Genomic DNA, 15,145 nt, shown 5'->3' on the forward strand with positions numbered 1-15,145 from the left:
TGCGCGGAAATCGACCGGAGGGCGATCAGGAATAACACAGCTCGACAGGTTTCAGAAAGAATGGCGGATAGATTGATCTCTATACCCTCGCTACGCTCGGTTCGCGGCTCGAGCGCCGCTCCTACATAAATCCCTCAATCCTCTGGCAAGGCTCGAATCGCGCCGCCAGCGAGGCTCCTGCGCGGGGTCGAAGTCAATCTCGTGGGCAAGGGCGCTATTCGATCAGCGCTGTAGGGTGGATTAGCCTAAGGCGTAATCCACAAGCATTCTCGCCCGGTCCGGTGCAACCACGGAATCAGCGTTAGCCATCGAGCGCTTTGGCCCGATGCCCCAGCCCTTCCCGAAGTAGCGCCTCGCGCAGGGCCTGCAGGGCAGGCTTGCGGGTGTCGTGGTGATCCAGGCTGGCGGCCAGTGACTCTGCCTGGGTAAATTCACCGGCCCGGGTCAGGGTGGTTACCAGGCGCCAGCCAATGGAAGAGGGTAATTCGGTTCCCTGATGCTGGCGGAACTGCTGCCAGCAGCCGACAACCTGCTGTGCTTGTCCCTGTTCGTGGGCCGGATGGGCAAACAGACGGTGGGCGATGTCGATCCAGCCGTTGCTGTCCTGGCCCATGCGGCGAGCAGTGAACAGGCCGGTCAGGGCATCAAAGTGATCCGGCTGCCGGTCCAGCACTTGCTGAAAGGCGTCGCAGGCAGCATCAGCCTGCAGCTGGGCCAGGGCATCCCAGCCCCGTTGGAGTGCCTGCTGATCCTGTGGATCGGCAGGGGCGGCCGTTTCAATGCTCAGGGACGGTTCCGCCGGGCGCATGACCTGGATCAGCAGGATACCACCGGCGAGGGCCAGTACGCCGGCGGCCAGATTGGCCATGGCCGGTTGGGCTTGCCAGGCCAGTAATCCCAGTAGCGCTAGCGGAATTGTTGTCAGGGCCGGGGTGGGCAGGGTGATCGATATCCACGCCTTGCCGGGTAACCAGACCGGCAGGGACGTGCGCCAGCCCTGCAGGCCGAGGAGCGCCCCATACCAGACCATCAGCGGTGCGACGGCGCCATGAAACGGTATCTGCCCGGTGCGGGCCACTAGCAGGTAACCGGCACCGGCCAGCAGGCAGCCCAACAGCCACAGAGTCAGCACCCGGCCATGGCCAAGCTGACGTTCCAGCGCTGATGCCAGTGGCACCAGCAGAAACACGGCGAGAGCGGTTAGCCACAAGGAGCCACCGGCAAAGGGGGAGGTAAAGAAACGGGCCGGGCGGGGAGTGTTGTCGGGTAGCCCCCAGCGGTACAGGTTGCTGGCGGCAAGCTGATCCTGTGTTTGCTGGCGCAGAGCTTTCCATTTTTTTGTCTGGGCCGGTGACCAGAAGTCCCGGGCGCGCAGGTCACTATCTTTGACAAAGGAGGATGACAGCAGCGCGGAGCTGTAAGCGTGGCTGTCGCCGCTGGCGAGTTGCTGTTCCAGCTGGGCGGCCAGCTCGCCATGCCCATTAAAGCGTAGCCAGGACAGGTAGTTGTTCCATTCCAGGGTTTTCAGGCCACTGTCCGCGTACCAGCCAAGTGCCGGCTGGGGTGCCTGCGCCGGGTTGAGCAGGGCTCCCAGCAACAGGGCAACGGCAATCACGGCCATCACCCACGGCGCCTTTAACAGGGCTGTGAGGGTGTCAGCTTTCGACCTCTGTGGCTGTGGCATCCTGGTTTTCCCCCGGCGGTGTGACCCGCAGCAATCTTATTGTTCTGCCGTCGGCGCTGAGCACGGTGAAGAGATAGCCATCCAGTTCCACGCTTTCATCGCGACCGGGTAAGCGGCCGAACTTCTGCATCACCAGCCCGCCGATGGTGTCGAATTCCTCATCGCTGAACTGGCAGTGGAAGTGCTCGTTGAAATCGTCGATGGGCGTCAGCGCCTTGACGGTGTACTCCTGATCATCCAGGTCCTTGATCAGGTAGTCTTCTTCCTCTACGTCGTGTTCGTCTTCAATTTCCCCGACGATCTGTTCCAGCACATCTTCAATGGTGACCAGCCCGGCCACGCCGCCATATTCGTTGACCACGATGGCCATGTGATTGCGGCTGATGCGGAATTCACGCAGCAGTGAGTCGAGCCGTTTGGACTCGGGTACCACCATAGCAGAGCGGATATGATCCTTGATGGCGAAACGGTCCATGCGGGCCGGATCGAGGATTAACGGTAGCAGGTCCTTGGCCAGCAGGATGCCGATCACTTCATCCGGGTCGTCGCCGAGTACCGGGAAACGGGAGTGAGCGCAGTCGATAATGGTGGGCAGAAAGTCCCGCGGGTCGGAACTGGCCTTGATGCTGACCATCTGGGAGCGCGGAATCATGATCTCGCGTACCTGCATATCGGCGACACAGACGGCGCCTTCGATAATTCCCAGGGTGTCCCCGTCGATAATGTGGGAATCGCGCATGGAGCGCATCAGGTCCAGCAGTTCACTCCGGTCGCCAGGCGTGGAGGAGAAAAACTGGCCGACACGCTCCAACCAACTTCGGCTGGTACCGTTATCCGAATAGTCGTCCGACATCAGGGGTGAAGCTCCGTAGTGTTGTGTGGCTCAATGTTGTAAGGGTCGGCAAAACCCTGTTCGTTCAAGGCGCGGATTTCCATGGCTTCCATGATCTGCGCGTCCTCGTCATCAATGTGATCATACCCAAGCAGGTGCAGTACACCGTGGGTGACCATGTGGGCCCAGTGGGCTTCCAGGGTCTTGTTTTGTTCAGCGGCCTCGCGGCGTACCACCGGGGCACAGAGGATGATGTCACCGAGCAGCGGCTCCATGGCATCTTCGGGCAGGCCTTCGGGCATTTCAAACGGGAAGGACAGCACATTGGTGGGCTTGTCCTTGTCGCGGTACTCCCGGTTGAGGGTGCGGATTTCGTCTTCATCGACGATGCGCAGGGTGATATCGCCCACCACGCCGCCGGCTACCTGGGTAGCATGGCGCACCCAGTCGCATAACCGGGATTCGTCGGGGGCGTCCGGGGCGTCGCTGGCCCACTGGATATCAACGCTGGGTGTCGGTATCCCGTTCATGGCGGTCGTAGGCCTCTACAATACGTTGTACCAGCGGGTGGCGAACCACATCGCGGCTGTCGAATAGGGTCACGCCGATCCCTTTTACCCCTTCCAGTACTTCCAGGGTATTCACCAGGCCGGAGCGCTGGTGGCGGGGCAGGTCTACCTGGGTCACATCTCCGGTGATCACGGCGCGGGTTCCGAAACCGATGCGGGTGAGGAACATCTTCATCTGTTCCGGGGTAGTGTTCTGGGCTTCATCCAGAATCACGAAACTGTTGTTCAGAGTTCGCCCGCGCATGTAGGCCAGCGGTGCCACTTCAATCACCATGCGATCCATCAGCTTGGCCACGGTTTCAAAACCGAGCATTTCGTAAAGGGCATCGTAGAGAGGGCGTAAATAGGGGTCGATTTTTTCTGCCAGGTCACCGGGCAGAAAGCCCAGCTTTTCGCCGGCTTCAACAGCCGGGCGTACCAGCAGTATCCGCTGAATTTCCGCTTTTTCCAGCGCATCGACGGCGCAGGCCACTGCCAGCCAGGTTTTGCCGGTGCCGGCCGGGCCGACGCCGAAATTGATATCGTGTTTGCGGATCTGTTTCACATACTCGCGCTGGTGGGCGCCACGGGGCTTGATACGGACCCGCTTGGTGCGAACCACCACGTCATCACTGGGGAACGCCACGGTGTTGTCGGTGCTTTTTGCAGCGGTATGGTCGGCCACGTTGGACTGCTGCAACTGCAGATGCACCATTTCCGGCGTCAGGTCAGTGCCATCGCGGGTCTGGTCATAGAGCTCGTACAGGATTGACCCGGCGGCTTCCACGGAGGCGGATGGTCCTGCCAGATGAAACTGGTTACCACGATTGTGGATATCCACATGCAGGCGCTGGGCTATCTGCTTGATGTGCTCGTCCAGATGGCCGCAGAGACTGGCCAGGCGACGGGAATCGTTGGGTTCGAGGCTGATGTGCTGGGAAGCGAGTGGTGTGTCCAAGATGGAAAACGTGGCCCCTCGGGCTGTTGCGGAGAGTTTCAGAATACCCCGAAGCGTGTTTCCGGGGAAGAAAAATTACCCGCGCAGCCTAGCCCCGCAGGGTGGCGGGCCGCAAGCGTTGATGGCGGGGTGTCGGACAACCGGTAGGACAGCGCGATTTCTGAGCCGGATACCTTTTAAGCGAGAATCATTACGCCTTGTTACATCCGTTTCTGTGTGGTGGCGGTATCAGAAGTAGGGCGCGTTGTCCTGACTGACCGGTGACAAGCCGGCATCGCTATCCAAGGAGAGATGAGATGAATGTGAATGGCAAAGGTTTGTTGTGGCTGTCGCCACTGGCCGTTGCGGTAACGCTGGCAGCCTGTGGGGGTAATGGCAGTGACCGATCCCTGATCAATTCCCCTGGTGTGGCCCAAGGCCCGTCATTGCTGGTGATGCACAATGGTAGTGGCAACGCCGGTCAGATTGATCGCCTGAATGCTGATCTTGAAATGCAAGGCACTTTCAATGCTGATGCCAATGAAGGCATTGCGCTGGATCTGCTGGGTAATCTCTACGCCGCCAACGATAGTGCCGGGGCTCCCAGTACTCTACAGGTTCTGCACCAGCTGGCTGAGCGAACCGACGGATCTGCGGCGGTGCCGACTCTGGATCGTAGTGTCGCGGCACCGGGTTCCATGACGCTTAAAGGGATTGCCATCGCCCAAGAAGCCGGGCTGGTAATGGCTGCCAATATCGGTGGCAACAGTGTGGAAGTCTACGGTACCGCAGCGGGAGACAGTGCGACGCCCCTGGCCAGTACCGCCCTGTCAGGCAATACCTGGGATCTGGCCTACGACGAAGCGGCTGACCGTTTGTTTCTGGCCATGACCAATGGCACCGTCATGGTGGTCGATGACTATGTCGCGGGTGGTTTCATGTCGACCCCCGCCCGGGTGATTACCCCGGATACGGCAGGCACTGTTTCCAATATGCACGGCATCGCCTATCGAGCTGATTCTGACACCCTGGTGGTCAGTGATGTGGGTGATGCTGCCGTGGCGGATGATGGCCAGCTGTATGTGATCGAGGATGCGTCCACTGCGAATGGCACCGTGACGCCTTCACGAACCCTGGCCGGCCCGGCGACCAAGCTGGGCAACCCGGTGGATCTGGTGCTGGAGGGCAACACGGTTTACATCGCAGAAAAATCCAACGATGCCATTCTGGTTTATCGCAACGTGTTCTCCGGCGGTTCTGGAGATATCGCGCCGAACCGGGTCGTCGACAGCATCAAGCCGGAATCCCTGGCCATTATTCTTGAGTCCGAGCTGCAACCGGACCTTTCCGATATCGATACCACCGGTACCACCTTCACCGGTGTGGCGGTAACCAGTAATCCGCCGACCGCTCCGGGCGACCCGGATGTGGTGGTACTGGACCTGGATCTGGGCGCCATGCAGCGCGGCTTTTCCACAACCCAGGACCGCGAAAGCCTGGCCTTCAACCAGATGGGCGATGCCTACATTACTTACGACTCCGGCCTGGCTGTGATCAACCGTCTGGCCACGGATCGCGATGGCGAGATGTTTTCTTTGAGCCGTGACCGGCTGATTGAAGGCGCCGGTACCGGCCTGATGGCACCCAAAGGCTTTGATGTGGCGGACTCGCTGGGCTGGGTACTGGTCACCGATAACGGCAACTCGTCCGTGCGGGTGTTCGGCGCCCAGGCCGGTGGCGATGCCGCGCCCTTGTTTACCACCAGCCTGTCCGTGGCACCCTGGGACCTGGATTATGACCCGGATTCCGACCAGCTCTTTGTGGCGCTCACCGATGGCACGGTGGCGGTATTTGACAGCTACAGCACGGCGCGTGGCAGTGCTGGTCCTGACCGGGTGATTACCCCTGCCGAGGCTGGTGTGGCGGTTGCTGCGCCGACCAATCTGCACGGCATTGTCTATGTGGCACAAACCGATCAGTTGATTCTGTCGGACGTAGGCAGCGGTGGTAATCCCACCGACGGCAAGCTCTATGTGCTGGATAACGGCTCAACCGCTGACGGCATCACCGATGTCACCGTGAATATCGATAACGGCGACAACAATGCGGTGGGCAACACCCAGCTTGGCAATCCGGTGGATATCGCCTTTGATGGCGAGCACCTCTATGTGGCAGAGAAATCCCAGGGCATGGTGCTGCGCTTCGACAATATCCTCGATTCTGCCGGTGGTGACGTAACGCCTTCGCAGACCTGGATGCAGTCGTCGCCGGAATCGGTGTCGCTGATTGCGGATTATCTTGGCCGCGCGCCGGAGTAAGCATGGGGGGGCGCTTTTACGGCTCCCCGTACCGGGCCGCTTCGGCGGTCCGGTTTTCCTCTTGTTGACACATTCTTCTCGTACTCTGGTGAATCATCTTCATTCTGCTTCTTACTGGATAGGCAGGTTCATGGACGATTCACGCGCCGAGCTGGAAGAAGGCAATGCCCTGATACGGGCCTGTGCCAGTGGAGACCGACAGGCATTTCATCAGCTTTATCTCAACGAAGCTCCACGCATGCTGGCGTTGGCGCGTCGCTTTACCGGCGAGTCATCACTGGCTGAGGATGCCTTGCAGGACACTTTCATTCAGGTCTGGGAAAACGCCAGGCGGTTTCAGAGCCAGCGAGGCTGCGCGCGAACCTGGCTGTTTGGACTACTGCGATATCGTTTGATCAATCAACACCATCGTTGCCGACGGGATGCGTTCGAGCCCCTGCCCGGGGACCAATGGCCTGATCCGGGACCCTCTCCCGAGCAATGTTCCGTAGAAGATGACCAGCGACGTGCCATCGTCGATTGTTTGCAAAGTCTGCAAATGGATCGTCGTCGGCCCATTCTGATGGCGTTCTATCAGGGGTTCACCTACGAACAGATTGCCGAAACCCTGGCCGTTCCTCTGGGGACTATCAAGAGCCGGGTTCGATCCGGCTTGAAAGTGCTGCAGGAGTGCCTGCGACTATGATCCCGGAACAGCCTGAAGCGCAGCGTCTTTTGATTGCCGAGTATGTTCTCGGTCTGCATTCCCGTGAGCAGTCGGCAGAGATTGAGCAGTGGCTGGAACAGGACGACGACGCTGCGCAACTGGCCAGCCACTGGCGGGACCATTGGTTGGGAGCGGCAGAGCTGCTGGAACCGGCACCGCTGCCGCCGCGATTATGGCGAGAGATTTCCCGGCAAACCGCATCGGCGGATGCCCGCGGCCGGTTTGACTGGCAGTGGTTGTGGCAGAGCCTGACGCTCTGGCGAACCGTCAGTGTTGCCTTGCTGGTGGCGGTGGTATTGCTGCTGGGACCGCTACGGGTGCCGGCGCCGGTATATACCGTGGTGCTGCAGGCACCGGGTGAGGCAGCCAGCCCGGGCTGGAGAGTGACCGTGTCTGCGCAGGGGGACTTGCAGCTGACGCCGCTGTCAGAGAGTCAGTACCCGGCAAATCGTAGTGTCCAGTTCTGGACCCTGGCGGACCCGGCACTGGGCCCCCGTTCCCTGGGACTGGTGCAGCCGGGCGAACCGTTGGTGTTACCGGCCAGCCGCGTGGGCGGAGTGGAGAGTGGCCAGTTGTTCGAACTGACGCTGGAGCCGCCGGGCGGCTCTCCCGCTGATCGACCCACCGGGCCGGTCCTGTTCATTGGCCGGGCGGTGGCGCTTTAAAGCCGCAACCTGGGTCTCAGCCCGGGTTGCGCGGGTCACTGCCGAGCAGGGAGTTGCTGTAAGCCTGGTCGATGGTGATGTCCACGAATTTGCCGATCAGGTCGGTATCATCGCTGCGGAAGTTCACCACCCGGTTGTTCTCCGTGCGGCCTTTGAGCTGGCCTGGATCTTTCTTGGAGAAACCGTCCACCAGAATGCGCTGGGTGCTGCCCACCATCTTGCGGGAAATGTCCTGCACATTCTGGGTGATGCGCTGCTGCAGAATCGCCAGGCGCTGCTTCTTCACTTCCATGGGGACATCATCGGGCAGGTCCGCCGCCGGGGTGCCGGGGCGGGCGCTGTAGATGAAGCTGAAGGACATGTCGAAGCCGATGTCGTGGATCAGATTCATGGTGTCTTCGAAGTCCCGATCGGTTTCCCCGGGAAAGCCGATGATGAAATCGGAGCTGAAGGAGATGTCCGGGCGGATACGCTTGAGCTTGCGCAGCTTGCTCTTGTATTCCAGCACCATGTGGTTGCGCTTCATCATGGCAAGAATACGGTCGGAGCCTGATTGCACTGGCAGGTGCAGGTGGCTGACCAGTTCCGGTACATCCTCATAGACCTGAATCAGGGCGTCGGAGAACTCCACCGGGTGGCTGGTGGTGTAGCGGATGCGATCAATACCGTCGATGTCGCGGATCAGCCGGATCAGGTCGGCCAGGTCCAGGGTGTCGCCGTCGGCGCCCACACCCTGGTAGGCATTGACGTTCTGACCCAGCAGGTTCACCTCGCGCACACCCATTTCTGCCAGGTGTTCCACTTCCTTGAGCACTGGCTGCACCGGGCGACTGACTTCCTCACCGCGGGTGTAGGGCACCACACAGAAGGTGCAGTACTTGGAGCAGCCTTCCATGATCGATACGAAGGCACTGGGCCCGTCCACGCTGGGTTCCGGCAGGTTGTCGAACTTTTCCACTTCCGGGAAGGTCACATCGATGGCCAGTTTCCGGGTGGTGGCGGCCTGGGTAATCAGGCCGGGCAGACGATGCAGGGTCTGCGGGCCGAACACCACGTCCACGTAGGGGGCCCGGTCACGGATGGCGTCGCCCTCCTGACTGGCCACGCAGCCGCCTACCGCGATCACCATGTCCGGCTTGGCGTCCTTGAGCTTTTTCCAGCGACCTAGCTGGTGGAAGACCTTTTCCTGGGCCTTTTCCCGGATCGAACAGGTGTTAAGCAGCAACACGTCCGCTTCTGCCGGGTTGTCGGTGGGCTCCAGGCCGTGACTGGATTCGAGCAGGTCCACCATGCGGGTAGAGTCGTACTCGTTCATCTGGCAGCCGTGGGTCTGAATGAAAAGCTTGCGTGCCAAGGGGCACCTCCATCAGTGGGCGGCGAACCGTTCAGGCTTGCCTAACCCTCGAATAGCGTCAAAATGGGCGCGGATTATATCAACCGGAGAGATCATGCGAAAACTGCCGTACATCCTGCCGTTGCTGTTGGCCCTTTTTTTGGCTGGCTGCGGACAACAGGAAAGCGATTTGCCGGTAAATAATAGGCTGGGAGGTGAGTTTACACTGACTGACCACAACGGCGAGCCTTTTAGCCAGGATCAGCTCAACGGCAAGGTGTCGATCCTGTTCTTCGGTTACACCCATTGTCCTGACATCTGCCCGGCGGTGCTGGCCCGGGTGGCCCAGGTGTATCGGCAGTTGAAAGAGGCCGGTGACGCGGACCAGGTGCAACCGGTGTTTATTACCTTTGACCCGGAGCGGGACACGGCGGAACACCTGAAGGAGTATTTGCCCTGGTTCAAGGCGGACATCATCGGCCTGACCGGCAGCCTGGCGGAAATCCGCGAGGTGGCGAAGCAATATGGGGTGGTCTTTATCAAGGACCAGGAGGAGCAGGATTACCTGTTCACTCACAGTGACTATATCTATCTACTGGACGATCAGGGCCGGGTGCGCAAGCTGTACCCGGCGGATTTCACCATTGAGGAGGTGGTAACCGATGCCAAGAGCCTGCTTTAAAACTCTGTTGGCAGGCGCCGTGCTGGCCCTTGCCGTGCCTGCCCATGCGCAGCTGACTTTTGCCGATCCCTGGCTACGTGCGGTACCGCCAGTGTCGCCGACCATGGCGGGCTATGTGACGTTGAACAATACGGGCGAGGATGCCGTGATCATCACCGGTGTCAGCACCTCCGTTGCCGGCCACACCATGCTGCATGATGTGGAAACCGCCGCTGACGGTAGCCGCAGGATGGTGCACCTGCATCACCTGGAAATCCCGGCCGGAGACAGCGCGGTGCTGGCACCGGGGAACAGGCATCTGATGTTGATGAAGCTCACACAGGTCCCGGCTCCCGGAGACAGTGTGGAGATCTGCTTTCATCTGAAGGGCGGGCAGGATGCCTGCGCGGCGTTCCCGGTAAAACGAGCGTCCCAATCTGACGGTTGAACCCGGTTCCTTTTTGCGGATAATGCCATGCTTTATTCGTAGTCGTTATATGATTAAAACGGCTATAAAAGCGTGGGGGATCTATGAAAAAGGCATTATCCGTGATGCTGGGTGCTTCCCTGAGTGCGAGCCCGGCCTGGGCCCAGACTCCGGAAAGTGATGTCCAGCAGAGGCTGCAGGAGTATGAGCAGCGCCTGGAGCAGCTTGAAAAGCAGCAGTTTGATAATACGCTAAGCGATGCTGCTGACCGGATCCGTATCAACGGTTTTCTCTCTGCGGGTATGTCCCGGGCCGAGGTGGACACCACCTCTGGTTCTGGCAGCTATATTGATGGCGCCAGCGATAAATGGAGCCATGATTCCCTGACCCGTGCCGGCGTGCAGTTTAATGCCGAACTCAGCGACCGGGCGGAAGCCGTGGTGCAGCTGTTTGCGTCCGGCGATGACGAATTCAATGCGGAATTGCAGTGGGCCTATCTGGATTACCAGGTCAGTGACTCTGTCAGTGTGAAGGCCGGTCGCATTGTGGCGCCATTCTACATGCACTCCCAGTACATTGACGTGGGCTACGCTTACCCGTGGGCCAGCCTGCCGGCGGAGGTGTATCAACTGGCACCGGTAAAAACCATGGAGGCGATGGAGGCTTCCTGGCGCTTCACCACCGGGCCGGTTTCGCACCGTCTTTCCGGGTTCTGGGGTTCCAGTACCGTGGACGGCGGAGAGCGTGTGGCCAATGCCCAGTTTCAGGCGGATGATCTGAGCGGCCTGAATTTTACCAGCTACTGGCGTAACTGGACGGCGAGAGCGGCTTATACCGCCGCCTCTGTTTCCGTGAGTCAGCAGGATCTGCAAGGCGCTCTGGGTTTTCCCCCCGCCATGTTAGGCCTCAGCTTTGATGAGGTGTACACCTATTTCGCTGGCGTGGGTCTGCAATACGACAATGGCAGCTGGTTCTTTTCTGCAGAAAAGGCGCGTCTGGATTTCGGTAACTGGTACCCCAGCAGCGAGAGTGGCTACGTCACCGTCGGCAAGTATCTGGGCAAGTGGATGCCCATGGTCACCTGGGCAGAAGTGACGCCTCGTGATCTGGATAGTAGCCTGCCTGCTGCCCTGAATAATGGTCTGGCGGAACGACAGAAGAGCTGGACCGGTGGGCTGCGCTATTCCCTCACTGACTCCATCGCCCTGAAAGGGGAGGTGAGTCATTACTATGATTTTTCCGATAGTGATGCTACTACGTCGGGGTTTTTCATCACCGATGGTGGCCAGCTTGAGGATGATCATGCCACGGTGATTCGTCTCAGCGCGGATCTGGTTTTTTAAGGGGGAATGACCATGAAAAAAATAATATTTTCATTACTCCTGATGCTGGCGGCAGCGGCCCAGGCGGAACCGGTGGTGGTGGTGTCCGCCAACAGCAGTCTCGATGCACTGACTCAGGATGAAGTGCGACAGATCTTCAATGGCCAGACCCGCCGGGTTTCCGGTGTCTCGGTGAAGCCGCTGGACTTGCCGTCACGAGGGCGTGCTCGAAATGATTTTTACCAGCAGGTGCTCGGCAAGAGTGCCGAGCAGATGAAAAGCTACTGGGCGAGGATGATCTTTACCGGCCGTGGTATGCCGCCCCGGGAAGTCTCCAGTGACCAGGAGATGATTATGCTGGTGGGCAGCAACCGCAACTTTGTCGGTTATCTGGATGCATCACTGGTGACCTTGGACCTGAAAGTAGTCTATCGCCCCTGACGTTTTCTGTTGTTGTTTACATACCCCTTGCCCGCCTTTAAGGCGGGCTTTTTTATGATCGTGAACCCCTCGGCGTTGCAAAACGTAGGGTGCACTGAGCCTAAGGCGAACTGCACCGATCCGGCGTTTGAGGGTGCAGTTCGCCTTAGGCTCAGTGCACCCTACGCAATCGGCGGCGTTCAGTGATTTTCTGTCATCCGGAAGAAAACCCCGGGGCAAGCTCGTTCCCGCTAATTCGCGAAGATCCCTTTTCCTACCCGTGTTTGAGACTTCGCTTCTGTTGCGCTGTGTCAGTGCCTCATAGACTGCTTCAATGCGCTATTTACTGATCGTCTATCTGTTTCTGGTTCCTTGCCTCTTGTGGGCGGATTGCCCTGGTCTGGCCCCTGCCCGTGGGGTGCCTGAGCCCGCAGCGGATGAATGGAGCCTGGCGACACTGAATCTGTGGCGGCTTCGCGATAGCCGTAAAGACAGTCGTCTGGATGAGCCGCTCTCTACCGCTGTGCTTGAACAGCGAATACAAGCGTTGGTGGATTTCATAGCCGGTCCCTTGCAGGCACCCCATATGCTGGCGGTACAGGAAGTGGAAAACCGTGACCTGCTCGACGCCCTGGCGGCCGGTCTTGCCCGGCAGGGCTGGCGTTATCGGGTGGTACTGAAAGAAGGTAATGATCCTTCCGGCATCGATGTGGGGCTGCTTTATCGGCAGCCGGTGCGGATTGCGTCGGCGCAACGTTTGTTTGCCGAACAAGGGTTTCACGGCCACTCGTTGTTTTCCCGTCCGCCCTTGCAGGTGACTGTGCAGGCACCCCGGCAGTTGCAGTTGGTCGTTGTGCACCTTCGTAGTGCGCGAGGTCTGCAAAAGTCGCGGGTTCATGAGAAAAGACAGAGCCAGGCGGCGTTACTGGCCAACTGGGCGATTGAACAGGACGAGCCGCTGATAATAGCCGGTGACTTCAACAGCACCTGGGATGCCGGGCGCATCTCTGCCAGCTATGAGCGTTTTGCGGAATCCGGTCTGTTCAATCTGTGGCAACGGTTGCCGAAACGGGAACGCTACAGCTTTCGTCATCGTTGCCGACCGCAGGCGCTGGACCATATCTGGGTGTCACCGGGTTTGAAAACGTTTGTCAGCAGAACGGCGGCAAGCCGTGGCAATGCGGGTCGCTATGACAGTCTCTATGGCAGCCAGGGAGTGGCGCCGGTGTCTGATCATGATGCGCTGGTGGTGTACTTTTCTGCACAGAGATAACGACAGGGTTGGCGTGTTGTCTGGAGCGCGGGGGGATGTTGCGTGTAAATGAAAAAGACGCCGCGGGGTTGCTTGCGTGTTTGCGAGGACCAGGGAGAGCCCCGCGGCGTTAAACTGTGGGCGGCGTGAGCCGCCCGTTTTCTTGGTGCTTAGAGTGCAAACTCGTAGGCAACGCTCATGACCAGGTCGTCGTCGTAAGTGTTGTCTTCTTCCTGATCAACGATCTTGGACAGGGTGAAGGTGAACTGCTCGGTAACGGCGTAGCCCAGATCCACGTGAGTGTAGTCGCTGTCATCAGCCTCAAAGTCGTAGAAGCCTACGGTGGCGGAGTACTTGTCGTAGCCGTAACCCACAGCGAAGTAATCGCTTTCGTAGTCTTCATCTCCGCCCTTGCCGGAGTTGCCTACACCGATGAAGGCGTCAGCGCTCAGGCCGGCAAAGCCTACACCCAGGTGTACTTCCTGGAAGTCGGCGCCGGAAGCAGGGTTGTCGCCTGCGGTGCCGCCAGCGGTGTAGTTGTAGTCGATGTAGCTGATGTCGTAGCTCAGACCTTCAATCTCGCCACCATAACCGGCGTACAGGTCATACTCGGTGTCGTCGGTTTCAGAGGACGCCCAGGCACCTGCGTACAGGCCGGAAGTGTGGGAGTAGTCAACGCTACCGTATACCGCAGCACCGTCGGTCAGCTGCTGACCACGCCACAAGTACTGGCTGGAGGCACCCAGGGTGCCGCTGACTTCTGCAGCAGCGATGGCCGGAGCCAGGCTGGCAGCCACGATGGACGCGGCCAAAACGGTTTTCTTCAGACCAAATACGTTTTTCATGTGCAACCCTCTTAACAAGTCTAATTCGTTCAATGTGCGCTGGTGACGCACCGCCTTTTCGGCTCGAAAGAGATATTGCAGAGAGCGTGCCAACTATTTTTTGTTTATATAAAACAGTGACTTGATTGTTTATGGAGAGGAAAGGGAGGATTTAACAAAGGGGAAACAGACGATGCGGTGCGCGAACTTGGTGCTGCGCACCGCATTGGTGCGCATATTATGGGCACTGCCAGTCAGTCAGCACGGCATCTACACTGGAGCCGCTGGCGTCTTTCAGTGACAGACCGCATTGACCATTCTCGTAGACGAAGTGTGCCTGGTAGTCGCCGCCGGCCTGGGGGGCAAACTGCAGTGCCACTTTGCAGCGATCACGGCTATTGTCAGCCTGGCGGCGGTTATAGATGACCCCGATGCGGGTGGCTGGGGCAATGTCGACAGTGGTGGTGACCTGGGGGCTTTTCTTCATGGTTTTCAGTAAATCGTCCAGAGCCCCACCGCTTACCGGGTTTTGCGACAGCGCGTATTCCGTTGACTTGAAGCCCTTGCCGGGCACACAGACCACCGGTTGAGCGGCTGTGTTGTTGCTGGTGAAGGTGACCTGGGCGGTATCTCCACTGGTCGGTGGCTGATAATTCAGGTGCTGACAGCCGGCCAGCAGGGCCAGGGGGGCAAGAATCAGGGCTTTCATGGTGTTTCCTTATCGAGGCGTTTGGCAAAGTGTAAGTCAGCCGGGCGGCGGACCCAATGGGCTTTTCTGTTGCAAGGTCGGGGCCATGAATGGCTTCCGGGGTATGACGCTACGTGCAGTAGCTAGTCAGCGTCCCCAAACCAGTGGGCAATGGCTTGTCGGGTCAGTGCCGGTTTTTCCCGGGTGGTAGGCAGCCAGTTGCCGGCATTGGCGGTCATGGCAGTGAGAAACTCGAACAGGGGCAGGTGCTGACGCAGCACCCGGTGATGGCGGTGACCGATCACCGGATTGAAATAGCCGAAGAAATCCAGCATCTGCCGCGGGTTCTTGCGCACCCACAGCCAGGAGCCCATTTCCAGGGTAAACGGCAGGAAGGTGTGATGCGGTGCCCGATCCTGGGCATCGTCGTAAAGGTAATCCCACAGGTCGCCATGGGTGGTGTAGTTCACCGATTGCGGCTCGATCAGGTAGGGATGATGGTGAGGGTAGGTGTCTTCGAAATGCTGC

At 59.2% G+C, this 15,145-nt stretch carries 15 protein-coding genes and 1 pseudogene; 8 read left to right on the forward strand and 8 right to left on the reverse strand.

Going from position 1 to position 15,145, the window contains the following annotated elements; translation table 11 throughout:
- Positions 1-301 precede the first annotated feature (301 nt).
- From ACFE0K_RS13875 to ACFE0K_RS13890, 4 genes are read right to left on the reverse strand one after another with little or no spacing between them, the layout of a single operon-like run.
- On the reverse strand, positions 302-1,621 hold the full coding sequence (locus ACFE0K_RS13875) for a rhomboid family intramembrane serine protease (RefSeq protein WP_434536633.1): 1,320 nt from the start codon (positions 1,619-1,621) through the stop codon (positions 302-304).
- A gap of 34 nt (positions 1,622-1,655) precedes the next feature.
- Positions 1,656-2,537 carry an HlyC/CorC family transporter gene (locus ACFE0K_RS13880; protein WP_035249251.1) on the reverse strand — a complete coding sequence of 294 codons (882 nt, stop codon included), beginning with the start codon at positions 2,535-2,537 and terminating at the stop codon, positions 1,656-1,658.
- Positions 2,537-3,046 carry an rRNA maturation RNase YbeY gene (gene ybeY / locus ACFE0K_RS13885; protein ID WP_434536620.1) on the reverse strand — a complete coding sequence of 170 codons (510 nt, stop codon included), beginning with the start codon at positions 3,044-3,046 and terminating at the stop codon, positions 2,537-2,539. Before ybeY ends, ACFE0K_RS13880 begins: the two co-directional genes overlap by 1 nt.
- On the reverse strand, positions 3,018-4,022 hold the full coding sequence (locus ACFE0K_RS13890; protein WP_434536621.1) for a PhoH family protein: 1,005 nt from the start codon (positions 4,020-4,022) through the stop codon (positions 3,018-3,020). Before ACFE0K_RS13890 ends, ybeY begins: the two co-directional genes overlap by 29 nt.
- A 296-nt stretch (positions 4,023-4,318) precedes the next feature.
- Here ACFE0K_RS13890 and ACFE0K_RS13895 point away from each other — a divergent pair, with 296 nt between their 5' ends.
- From ACFE0K_RS13895 to ACFE0K_RS13905, 3 genes are all read left to right on the forward strand, one after another.
- Entirely contained in the window at positions 4,319-6,319 is a 2,001-nt protein-coding gene (locus ACFE0K_RS13895) for a hypothetical protein (protein WP_434536622.1), read from the forward strand.
- A 130-nt stretch (positions 6,320-6,449) separates the two neighbouring features.
- Positions 6,450-7,004 (forward strand): RNA polymerase sigma factor, encoded by a 555-nt coding sequence (locus ACFE0K_RS13900; RefSeq protein WP_434536623.1) that lies wholly within the window; start codon positions 6,450-6,452, stop codon positions 7,002-7,004.
- Positions 7,001-7,690, forward strand: coding sequence for an anti-sigma factor (locus tag ACFE0K_RS13905; RefSeq protein WP_434536624.1), 690 nt, complete (start codon positions 7,001-7,003; stop codon positions 7,688-7,690). The genes ACFE0K_RS13900 and ACFE0K_RS13905 overlap by 4 nt, the downstream gene beginning before the upstream one ends.
- A 16-nt stretch (positions 7,691-7,706) precedes the next feature.
- Here the strand turns inward: ACFE0K_RS13905 and miaB are convergent, their stop codons facing one another.
- Entirely contained in the window at positions 7,707-9,044 is a 1,338-nt protein-coding gene (gene miaB, locus ACFE0K_RS13910) for a tRNA (N6-isopentenyl adenosine(37)-C2)-methylthiotransferase MiaB (protein WP_434536625.1), read from the reverse strand.
- 94 nt (positions 9,045-9,138) lie between these two features.
- Between miaB and ACFE0K_RS13915 the strand changes: the two genes are divergently transcribed.
- The 5 genes from ACFE0K_RS13915 to ACFE0K_RS13935 all read left to right on the forward strand — a co-directional run bounded on the left by ACFE0K_RS13915 (position 9,139) and on the right by ACFE0K_RS13935 (position 13,126).
- Complete coding sequence (locus tag ACFE0K_RS13915; protein WP_434536626.1) at positions 9,139-9,705, forward strand: SCO family protein; 567 nt, start codon at positions 9,139-9,141, stop codon at positions 9,703-9,705.
- Positions 9,706-9,724: 19 nt separating this feature from the next.
- Positions 9,725-10,132: a copper chaperone PCu(A)C gene (locus ACFE0K_RS13920; RefSeq protein ID WP_434536627.1), complete on the forward strand. Its 408-nt coding sequence runs from the start codon at positions 9,725-9,727 to the stop codon at positions 10,130-10,132.
- Positions 10,133-10,215: 83 nt separating this feature from the next.
- Complete coding sequence (locus ACFE0K_RS13925) at positions 10,216-11,454, forward strand: hypothetical protein (RefSeq protein WP_434536628.1); 1,239 nt, start codon at positions 10,216-10,218, stop codon at positions 11,452-11,454.
- Between the two features lie 12 nt (positions 11,455-11,466).
- Complete coding sequence (locus ACFE0K_RS13930; protein ID WP_434536629.1) at positions 11,467-11,874, forward strand: hypothetical protein; 408 nt, start codon at positions 11,467-11,469, stop codon at positions 11,872-11,874.
- Positions 11,875-12,187: 313 nt separating this feature from the next.
- Positions 12,188-13,126: an endonuclease/exonuclease/phosphatase family protein gene (locus tag ACFE0K_RS13935; protein WP_434536630.1), complete on the forward strand. Its 939-nt coding sequence runs from the start codon at positions 12,188-12,190 to the stop codon at positions 13,124-13,126.
- Between the two features lie 149 nt (positions 13,127-13,275).
- On the opposite strand, the gene ACFE0K_RS13940 is transcribed toward ACFE0K_RS13935, so the two are convergent.
- The 3 genes and pseudogenes from ACFE0K_RS13940 to ACFE0K_RS13950 all read right to left on the reverse strand — a co-directional run.
- Positions 13,276-13,950, reverse strand: coding sequence for a TorF family putative porin (locus ACFE0K_RS13940; protein WP_434536631.1), 675 nt, complete (start codon positions 13,948-13,950; stop codon positions 13,276-13,278).
- Positions 13,951-14,167: 217 nt separating this feature from the next.
- On the reverse strand, positions 14,168-14,638 hold the full coding sequence (locus ACFE0K_RS13945) for a hypothetical protein (protein ID WP_434536632.1): 471 nt from the start codon (positions 14,636-14,638) through the stop codon (positions 14,168-14,170).
- Positions 14,639-14,760: 122 nt separating this feature from the next.
- Positions 14,761-15,145, reverse strand: a pseudogene (locus ACFE0K_RS13950) (zinc carboxypeptidase); the annotation flags it as partial.

Source organism: Alcanivorax sp. (assembly GCF_051117345.1).
GTDB lineage: Bacteria > Pseudomonadota > Gammaproteobacteria > Pseudomonadales > Alcanivoracaceae > Alcanivorax.